8 protein-coding genes are annotated in these 8,467 nt (G+C 70.8%); 1 reads left to right on the top strand and 7 read right to left on the bottom strand.

Going from position 1 to position 8,467, the window contains the following annotated elements; genetic code table 11:
* On the top strand, positions 1-653 hold a 653-nt coding region (locus tag VFZ20_RS18565), incomplete at its 5' end, for a TonB-dependent receptor (RefSeq protein WP_329685421.1).
* A gap of 454 nt (positions 654-1,107) precedes the next feature.
* Here the strand turns inward: VFZ20_RS18565 and VFZ20_RS18560 are convergent.
* The 7 genes from VFZ20_RS18560 to VFZ20_RS18530 all read right to left on the bottom strand — a co-directional run.
* The gene (locus tag VFZ20_RS18560; RefSeq protein ID WP_329685420.1) at positions 1,108-2,175 is read right to left on the bottom strand and encodes a DUF3667 domain-containing protein; all 1,068 of its coding nucleotides are present in this window, start codon (positions 2,173-2,175) and stop codon (positions 1,108-1,110) included.
* A gap of 145 nt (positions 2,176-2,320) precedes the next feature.
* Positions 2,321-2,938, bottom strand: a complete 618-nt coding sequence (locus tag VFZ20_RS18555; protein ID WP_329685419.1) for a class I SAM-dependent methyltransferase — start codon at positions 2,936-2,938, stop codon at positions 2,321-2,323.
* Between the two features lie 551 nt (positions 2,939-3,489).
* Positions 3,490-4,236 carry a lysophospholipid acyltransferase family protein gene (locus tag VFZ20_RS18550; protein WP_329685418.1) on the bottom strand — a complete coding sequence of 249 codons (747 nt, stop codon included), beginning with the start codon at positions 4,234-4,236 and terminating at the stop codon, positions 3,490-3,492.
* Positions 4,237-4,498: 262 nt separating this feature from the next.
* The gene (locus VFZ20_RS18545; RefSeq protein WP_329685417.1) at positions 4,499-4,858 is read right to left on the bottom strand and encodes a TraR/DksA family transcriptional regulator; all 360 of its coding nucleotides are present in this window, start codon (positions 4,856-4,858) and stop codon (positions 4,499-4,501) included.
* Positions 4,859-5,256: 398 nt separating this feature from the next.
* Entirely contained in the window at positions 5,257-5,592 is a 336-nt protein-coding gene (locus VFZ20_RS18540; protein WP_329685416.1) for an XdhC family protein, read from the bottom strand.
* A gap of 264 nt (positions 5,593-5,856) precedes the next feature.
* Positions 5,857-6,858, bottom strand: coding sequence for a hypothetical protein (locus VFZ20_RS18535; RefSeq protein ID WP_329685415.1), 1,002 nt, complete (start codon positions 6,856-6,858; stop codon positions 5,857-5,859).
* 585 nt (positions 6,859-7,443) lie between these two features.
* Positions 7,444-8,467, bottom strand: a 1,024-nt coding sequence (locus VFZ20_RS18530; protein WP_329685414.1) for a hypothetical protein, incomplete at its 5' end; no start/stop codon positions are given.

Genomic DNA, 8,467 nt, shown 5'->3' with positions numbered 1-8,467 from the left:
TCTCCGCCGCGGCGCACGCGGGCACGGGCGCGGTGGAGCTGGGGAACCCCGCGCTCCGTGCCGAGCACGGGTTCTCGGTCGAGGGGCTGCTGCGCGTGCAGACGCCGCGGTGGACGGGGCAGCTGGCCGCGTACCGCAACCGCGTGTCGGACTACGTGTACCTGGCCGCGCGGGGAGACACGATGCTGTACGGCGTGCGGCTGCCCGTGCTGGAGTACGCGCAGAGCACGGCGGTGCTGCGTGGCGTGGAGGGGTCGATGGAGGTGGCCGCCACGCGCGCGCTGGTGGTGGGCGTGATGGGCGACTGGCTGCACGCGCGCCACGCGGACGGCACGCCGCTGTCGTACATGCCGCCGCCGCGGCTGGGCGGCACCCTGCGCTGGGACGACGGGCGGTGGATGCTGGGCGCGGACCTGCACCACGAGATGCGCCAGGACCGCGTGGGCGCCGCCGGCGAGCTGCCCACGCCCGCGCATTCCACGGTGCGCCTGTCCGCGGGCGTGCGCGTGCCGTGGGCGGGGTCGCTGCACTCCATCACCCTGCGCGCGGAGAACCTTACGAACGAGCTGCACCGCGAGGCCACGAGCCGCATCAAGGACTTCGCGCCGGGGCCCGGCCGCAATCTGTCGCTGCTGTACCGCGTGGTGTTTTGAGGGGAGGCGGTGAACCCGGCGACTTCGGCGGATCGACGGATCGGCGGATGCAGGATCGTGATGGAGGACGACGGATCGACGCGGGGGAGAGGATCGAGATCGGCAGGAGTCCCGTCGCTGCGCGACGGGGGGCCCTCTCCCCCGACCGCCTTTTTGCTCGTTCCTCGCAACGACGGTCGACCCCTCCCCCAACTTCGGGGGAGGGGTTTGTCGCGAGGCGAGTTCTGCGCGCGGAGGCGGGGCCGTGCTGGGGCTGGGTTCTCCCCCTCCCCGCGAGGCGGGGGCAGGGGGCCCTCCGCGGGCGAGGCAGACTACCCCCATCCAGCAGGAAACCTGGAGCCCACGGATGAGGTCTCCTCTCTCCGCGAGGAACGAGCGGGGAGAGGCCGGGAGAGGGGCGGGCCGCGATCGGCGCGAGCCATCCGAATGTCGCGCCGAAGTTCCGCCGCCCGGCCTACACGCTCAGCACCGTCAGCACGCTGGTGACCATCACGCCCACCATCAGGATGAACAGGTACGCCCATCCCAGGATCACGAACTTGAGCAGCGTGCGGAACCATCCCTGTCCGTACACCCGCTTCATGGCGATGTACAGCGCGATCACGAACCACGCGCCCATCGCCGCGTTGAGCCAGCCCGCGCGCAGCACCATCATCAGCGTGAACATGAGGAACGCGAACGCGTGCACGTGCAGCGCGAACACGAAGTGCTCCACGTAGAAGCGCTTTCGCCGCGAGTACAGCAACTTGAGGATGAACGCGAACAGGGGCATCATGAAGAACACCCCCGTGGGCGCGTTTTCCTCGAACGTCTCCGTGAGCGTGCGGATGGCCTCGCCCGGCGGCAGGCTGTTGAGCCGCTTTTCGCCCGCCAGCAGCCGCCGGTTCAGGGGACGCAGGGGCCCGGGCACCTTGAGGGTGTCCTTGACCCCCATGTTCAGGTCGATGTTGTTGTTGTCGCCCCGCTGCACGCGCACGCCCACGTTGCGCCCGCCCGCGCGGATCGATGAATCGCGCACGGCGCCGGGGCCGGCGGTGGCCTCGCGCACGGAATCGGCGCGGATGCCCTCCTCCACCTCGCGCTGCAGCTCGCCCGGGTCGGCGATGAACGGCAGCACCACGAAGAACAGCAGCGAGCTCACCAGGTACAGCCGAAACGGCGGGATGTACCGCACGATGCGGCCCTGCACGTACTCGCGCGTCAGGTGCCCCGGGCGAAAGACGAGCGCCCACAGCGTGCGCGGCAAGGCGGAGTTGACGGAAAGCTGGTCTTCCATCACCTCCATCAGCATCCGGCGCAGCGACACGCGCACGTCCGCCTTGCGCTGGCCGCACTGCGGGCAAAAGTGGCCCACCGTCTCGTCGCCGCAGTTCAGGCACGGGCGGTCGGGCGTCTTGCGGCTGTTGACCACGGCCCGCTGCCACCAGCGCCGTCGCGGCTGCGGCTGCGGCGCCTCGCTCGTCCCCAGCGGAGGCGTGGGCTGCGGCGGAAGGGTCGGCCTGGGCGGGAAGAGGTCGGTCATGCGACAGCGGGGGGAATGCAGGGGCGCGCCGGGCGCGGGGTGGCTCGGCGCGGTCGTTCGTCATCATCCGCCGCACCGGATTCAGGCCGATGCGGATGTTCGTGCGGCGGGCGGCTTCGGCGGATGCGGGGAAGCCGGCCCGTGCTCAGGCCGGCTTGCGCAGCAGGGCGATGGAAAAGAATCCGCCCCGGCCGATTGTCTCGCGGTGCTCCACGCGCAGGCCGGCGGCATCCGCCAGGGGGCCCAGCTTGCGGGTGATCTCCGTCGCAACCACGCGGGCCACCAGGTTGGCGGCGCGCCGCGCGGCGGAGGGATCGGCGTCGTCCGGCACCCACTTGTCGAAGACAGCGGCGCGTCCGCCGGGCTTCAGCACGCGCGCCGCCTCGCGGATGGCGGCCACGGGATCGGGGACGACGGCCAGGATCAGGTGCAGCACCACGGCGTCGAACGTCGCGTCCGCGAATTCCAGCGCCTGGGCGTCCATCACCCGCGCGTCCACGGTGCGGCCCAGGAGCAGGGCGCGGTGGCGGGTGCGCTGCACCATGGCGGGGGTGAGGTCCGTGGCCGTGACCGCCACGCCGTCGGGGATGAACGCCAGGTCCGCCCCCGTGCCGCATCCGTCGATCAGCACGTGCTCGCCCGTCTGCGGCGCCAACACCTCCAGCGAGCGCCGCCGCTGCGGGCGAAAGCCGGCCACGCGGTCGTACAGCGGCGCCAGCAGCGTGTAGCGAACGCGGTTCCAGCCGAGCGTGTTGACGGGCATGGGAGAAGCCGGACGGCGGGCGTGGGACGATGGACGGAAAGCTATGCCCCCGCTGCACATCCATCAAGTGCGCCGCCGACGGGCGGATCATCCTCTCTTCCGCCGCCTGTCCTTCCGCTTATCCCCGAACTCGATCGCGAGCACGACCTTTCCGCCCCTGCGAAAGAGGAATCCCAGGCCGGCAATGACAGCGCCTACTACCCCGGAAGTTCTCGCCAGCAAAACCGCCAGTTCACTGTCCATCGTTGCTCCCAGTGATAGGTGTGGTTGAGAGCTTAATCGCGTTCTCGCTTTGTGTCCTGCATCGTCTGGCAAAGTAGTCCCACCAAACCCGCCTACAGGACGTAGAAAGAAGTGCCTGTCTTGGCGCCGGGATTCCAAATTCGGCGAACGTCCGGAGTAGAAAACAAAAAGGGCCTGCACGGCAGTTGCCGTTCGCAGGCCCTTCGGGCGTTTTGCCAAGTTAATGCGGGCGCAGGAGTCAGACTCCTGCCAGCTACAATAACGCGTCAGCTCCGGAAGTCAATCCATTCGCCGCTCGTTTGCGTTCCTTACGCCGGCTGCAGCTCGCGGATGAGGCCGGCGCGGGCGTCGGCGATCATCTGGCGAACGCGGTCGCGCAGGGCGGGGACGTCGTCCAGCGTGAGGCCGGCCGTTTCCACGGGCGGCAGCACGCGCGCGATGGCGTTGGCGCGGCCGATGATCCACGAGCCCTTGGCCAGGCACGCCCGCGTCCCCGCCACGGCGATGGGCAGGATGGGACACCCGGTCTCGACCGCGAGGCGAAACGCGCCGTCGTGGAACTTCTGTACGCTGCCGTCGGCGCTGCGGGTGCCCTCGGGCATGATCATCACCGACACGCCCTTCTCCAGCCGGTCGCGGCAGTCGGCCAGTGCTTGGGCGCGGCTGCCGGCATCGCCGCGGCGCACAGCCACGTCGCCGGCCATGCGCATCATCCACCCCATGAACGGGATCTTGAAGATGGCTTCCTTGCTGAGCCACTTCATCTCCCAGGGCAGGTGCGAGAGCAGGAAGATGTCGGCGAAGCTCTCGTGGTTGGCCACGGCGATGTACGGCCGGCGCGGGTCGTGGATGCGCACGCCCGTGGTGCGAAACCGCCACAGCGGGTTGAGCTTGGTCACCAGCACGGCCGCGCGGCGAAACCAGCGGCCCACCGTGTAGCGGCCGGGGTCGCGCGGCGCGGTGACGGAGTAGACGAGAGCCAGCCAGGGTACCCAGAGGAAGCCGATGACGGTTCCGCTGATCCACACCCACAGGGAGATGACGCGCTTGAGCATTGCCGGGTCCGGGTCCATGTCGTTCCGCCGGGACTGGGGGCGGAACTGCCTGCATACACCGGACCGGCGAAACGGATCGAACGGGGTAGGGAATAGGGAACAGGGAATAGGGAATAGCGGACAACTGCGACGGCGGGAGGGGCAGGTGCCCGTCCGTCGTCACATTCTCGTCAGCCGGTTTTCAGGGGATGCAAAGCAACTGCAACGGCGGCCGATGCGGTGCGCCGTTGCAGGCTATTCCCTATTCCCTATCACCTATTCCCTAGGAACAGGCGCAGGTGGAGCAGGCGAGCGTCTCGGGGAAGATCATCAGGCGCTCCACGGGGATGGCGGCGCCACAGCCGTTGCAGATGCCGTAGCTGCCCTCTTCCAGGCGGCGCAGCGCGGCCACGATCTGCTCCAGCTGCACCTTTTCGCGCGCGGCCAGCGTGGCCGTGAGGCCCTGGCTCTGCAGCGCCTCGATGCGCGACAGCCGGCCCACGGTGTCCTGCTCCAGGTCGCGCGGGCGCGCGGCGGCGCCGTTGGCGGCCATGCTGCGCTCCAGCTTGGTCAGGCTGCGCAGGAGCTCGTCGCGGATGAGGGTCCGCTGCTCGGGCGCCAGCGGCTGCTGAAGTGCGGTCATGCGTCCTTCCTTGCGGTTTGCTTGGGTCGTGCGTGCGAAGCGGTCCGGGGGCCGTACGCGCGCGGCGCGAACGGTCCTGGGCCCGTCATCGGGTGAATGCGAGTGGTTTGTCCGGGAAAAACAGCCGGTCGGTCAGGAAACGCTCGGGTGCCGGAAGCCTGGGTCGCGCGTGGTGAAATGGCGCCCGGCAAGCCGGGGGGACGGCCCGCCGTCGTCGTGCTCCGGCACGGAAGTCGGGAATCGTTCCGTACGCATCCGGTCCCCGCCGTCACCAGACGCCGGGGGCCTTCACGCACGGTTTACCTGCACACCCCGGGCCGCCGCCGCCCACACACCTGTTTCCAGCGGCGTGGCCGGAGGACGGAAACGGATGACTGACTGCGCCGGGCCCGTTCGCGTCACGCGGCGCTGGGCGCCACCGGCTCCAGGAACACGTCGAAGACGCCCCCGCACACGGCGGGGCTCCACGAGAACAGGTCTTCCGTGAGGTCGATGCGCAGCAGCCGCGGCCGGCCCGAGGCGATCACGTCGCGCGCGGCCTCGATGACCTCCGCCTCGCCGCACCCGCCGCCCACCGTGCCCGTAAGGCCGCGCTCGGGGTCCACCAGCATCTTGCTGCCGATGCCCCGCGGCGTGCTGCCCTTGCAGCGCACGATGGTGGCCAGCACCACCGGCCGTCCCTCCGCCGCCGCCTGCTCCGCCGCGGCGAACACGGCCAGGTCTTCGCTCGTCATCCCGTTCCCGGTCGTACGCCCGTACGGCCCTCTTTCGTCAAGAGGTCGAGCATTCACCACAGGGATCAAACCGGCCATGGCCGCGCGGCAGCGGGCCGGCGCGGCGGTCGAGAGCACGTGCTTTCGGGCGGATTGTCCTCTGGAGGGAACACCCTGCGGAACATAATATAGCACAATTCGTTGCGTTTGCCGAATCCCGCCCGTTCCGCCCTCATCCAGTGTGTCCACATCATAGGCGCGGACAGGGGCAGAGGCAACCGCGGCTCACGGGTCCGGAACCTCGTCGGGCAGGGCGTCGGCCAGGCGGGCGATCTCCTCGGCCTGCCGCCACATCTCCTCCAGGGCGGCCAGCTCGCCCGCCAGCGCGCCGCGCTCGGTCTCCTCGTGCACGGCAATCTCCAGGGCCAGCCGGTCCGCCGGGTTGATGCTCCGGTCGCCGAACGGAAGCAGCAGCTTTCCGTGTTGCGCGGCGTGGTGCAGGTACTCCTCGGCCGTGCCCCGTGCCGCGATCTGGTTCACGGCGTTGTGCAGCCAGTCGCGTTTTGCGCCGTGCGCGTTCACGTGCACCATGGCCCGCGACAGCAGCCGGCGCCCCGGCAGCCCGCCGATGACGAGCGGCCGGGCGCCGGTGGTGAGGGCGGGAAGCATGACGCCCACCTCACCCGGCTCGCGCTGCACCAGCCGCGCGCCCACCAGGTGCCGGGACCGCACCGTCATCGTGCGTCCCAGGGGCGATTCCGCGCCGTGCAGGCGATGGACGACGTGCTCGTCGCGCACGGTGTCGCGAAAGTCCTCCAGGAAGCTGGACGCCACGTATCCGCCCCCCGCCAGCGCCGCGATGCCGAACAGCCCCAGGCCGATGCCCAGCCCCATCAGCATTCCGCCGCCGCCCACGAGCGCCGCGGCGCCCACCGCCGTCACCAGGCGCTGGCGCCGGCGGATGAGGCCGTGCCCGTAGCGCCAGACGACCAGCTCGCCCGGCTGGGCCCTGCCCACGCGGATGAGGCGCGTGCCGTCCTTGAGCCGCGCCAGGCCGATGTTCTCGCTCTGCGCGCGGATGCGGCTGTCGCGAAACAGGCGCTCGGCGTCTTCGATGGTCTCCCACCGCTCCTCGATGGGCGAGAGGTTCCACCGCGCGCACCGCGGGCACACGGCCCACAGCCGGCCCTTTGCCCCGTCGAACGCAACGCTGCGCCCCACGGGAAAGTGCTCCAGCACGTCGTTGGCACCCAGCGCCGCCGAGCAGAAGATGCAGTTGCGGTACATCTGAATCCCGGTTCGTTGCTCGACTCTGCTTGATTTCCTGAGGAGCCGCCGCGCGATCCTTCACCGGTCGTGATCCATGGCGGCGACGAAGGATCTTCTCGCCCGTCCTCGGCCTCTCCTTCCGGCCGTGGACGCCGCGAGCCGCCGTTCGTCCGTGTCGCGCAGGCACCTTCGTACCCCCGGCGACACGCGTCATCCTGGGGAGCCGCCGCGAGATCCTGATCGGTCGCGATCCATGGCGGCGACGAAGGATCTTCTCTCCCATCCTCGGCCTCTCCTCACCGGCATGGACGCCGCGGGCCGCTATCCGCCGGGATCGCACGCGCCGAGGACGGGACGCAAGATCCTTCGGGGCCGTACGCATCCAGTGCCGTCCGGGTTCCGCGAGGGTCCCTCAGGATGACAGTTGGAGAGTGGACCCTGGGCGTGTGGCAGGCCTCGCGCGGGCGCCCCCTCCGGGCTCGCGGAGCTCGCCCACCTCCCCCAATAACCCCTGGGGGAGGTTGAACGGCGCTTTTATCCCGCAGGATGCGCGGCAGCGCCGCATGACTCAGGATGACGATCGAGGTTGAGCGCGGAGTCGGTTCACGCGATCCGCGGCGGGGCGGAGGCGGGGACGTCGTCGGGGAGGCGGTCGGCGATGGACGCGATCGCCTCCGCCTGCCGCCACATCTCCTCCAGCGCGGCCAGCTCGCCCTCCATGGCGCGGCGCTCCGTCTCCTCGTGCAGCGCGATCTCCAGGGCCAGAGACGCGATGGGATTGGGATCGGCGGGGTTGCGGTCCAGCGCCGTGCCGCCGTACAGCCACTGCTGACGCCGTGCCGCCGCCCGCAGGTATCCTTCCGCCGATCCCGCCTGGTCCAGCACCCGCAGCGCCCATTCCAGCTCCCGCGGCCGCGCGCCGCGCGTGTTCACGGACACCATGCCGCGCCCCAGCATCATCCGCGCGGTGTCGCCGGGAATCACCAGCGGGTGCGCGGCGATGGCCCGCAGCACGCCCGGCCCGGCCACGGGCACCTCCACCTGCACCAGCGGCAGGTACACGTCCACCCCGCCGTCCTCGCCCGGCTGCAGGCGCGCCCAGCGCAGGTGCGAGCGCCGCACGTGCTGCCGCGCGTCCGGCGCCGCGCCGGGCGGGCGATGCGTGTACAGCACCTCTGCGTCGCGGTACCCGCGGACGAATGGGCGCACGAAGCGGTGGCCCAGCCACGCCGCGCCCACGCCGGCCAGCCCCGCCACGCCCAGGAACGACGCGGCGGTGACGGCGGCCGTGACCGTGCCCGCCATCACGTAGCGGCGGGTACGGCGGGCCAGGTGCTCGCCGTAGCGCCACGACGCCAGCTCGCCCGGCAGCGCCTGGCCCACGCGGATGAGGCGCGTGCCCTCGGGGCGCCGGGCCATCCCCACGTTGGCGCTGTGGACGTGCAGCCGCGTGTCGCGGAACAGTCGCTCCGCGTCCTCGATGGCCTCCCAGCGCTCCTCGATGGGCGCCAGGTTCCACCGCGCGCACCGCGGGCACACGGCCCACAGCCGCCCCCGCTCGGCATCGAACGCCAGGCTGCGGCCCACGGGAAAGTGCTCCACGGACTCGTTGGAGCCCAGGTCCGCC

This window comes from Longimicrobium sp., from assembly GCF_036280135.1.
Lineage (GTDB): Bacteria > Gemmatimonadota > Gemmatimonadetes > Longimicrobiales > Longimicrobiaceae > Longimicrobium.
The sequence above is the reverse complement of the archived record's forward strand: the minus strand, read 5'-3'. Positions and strand labels throughout refer to the sequence as shown.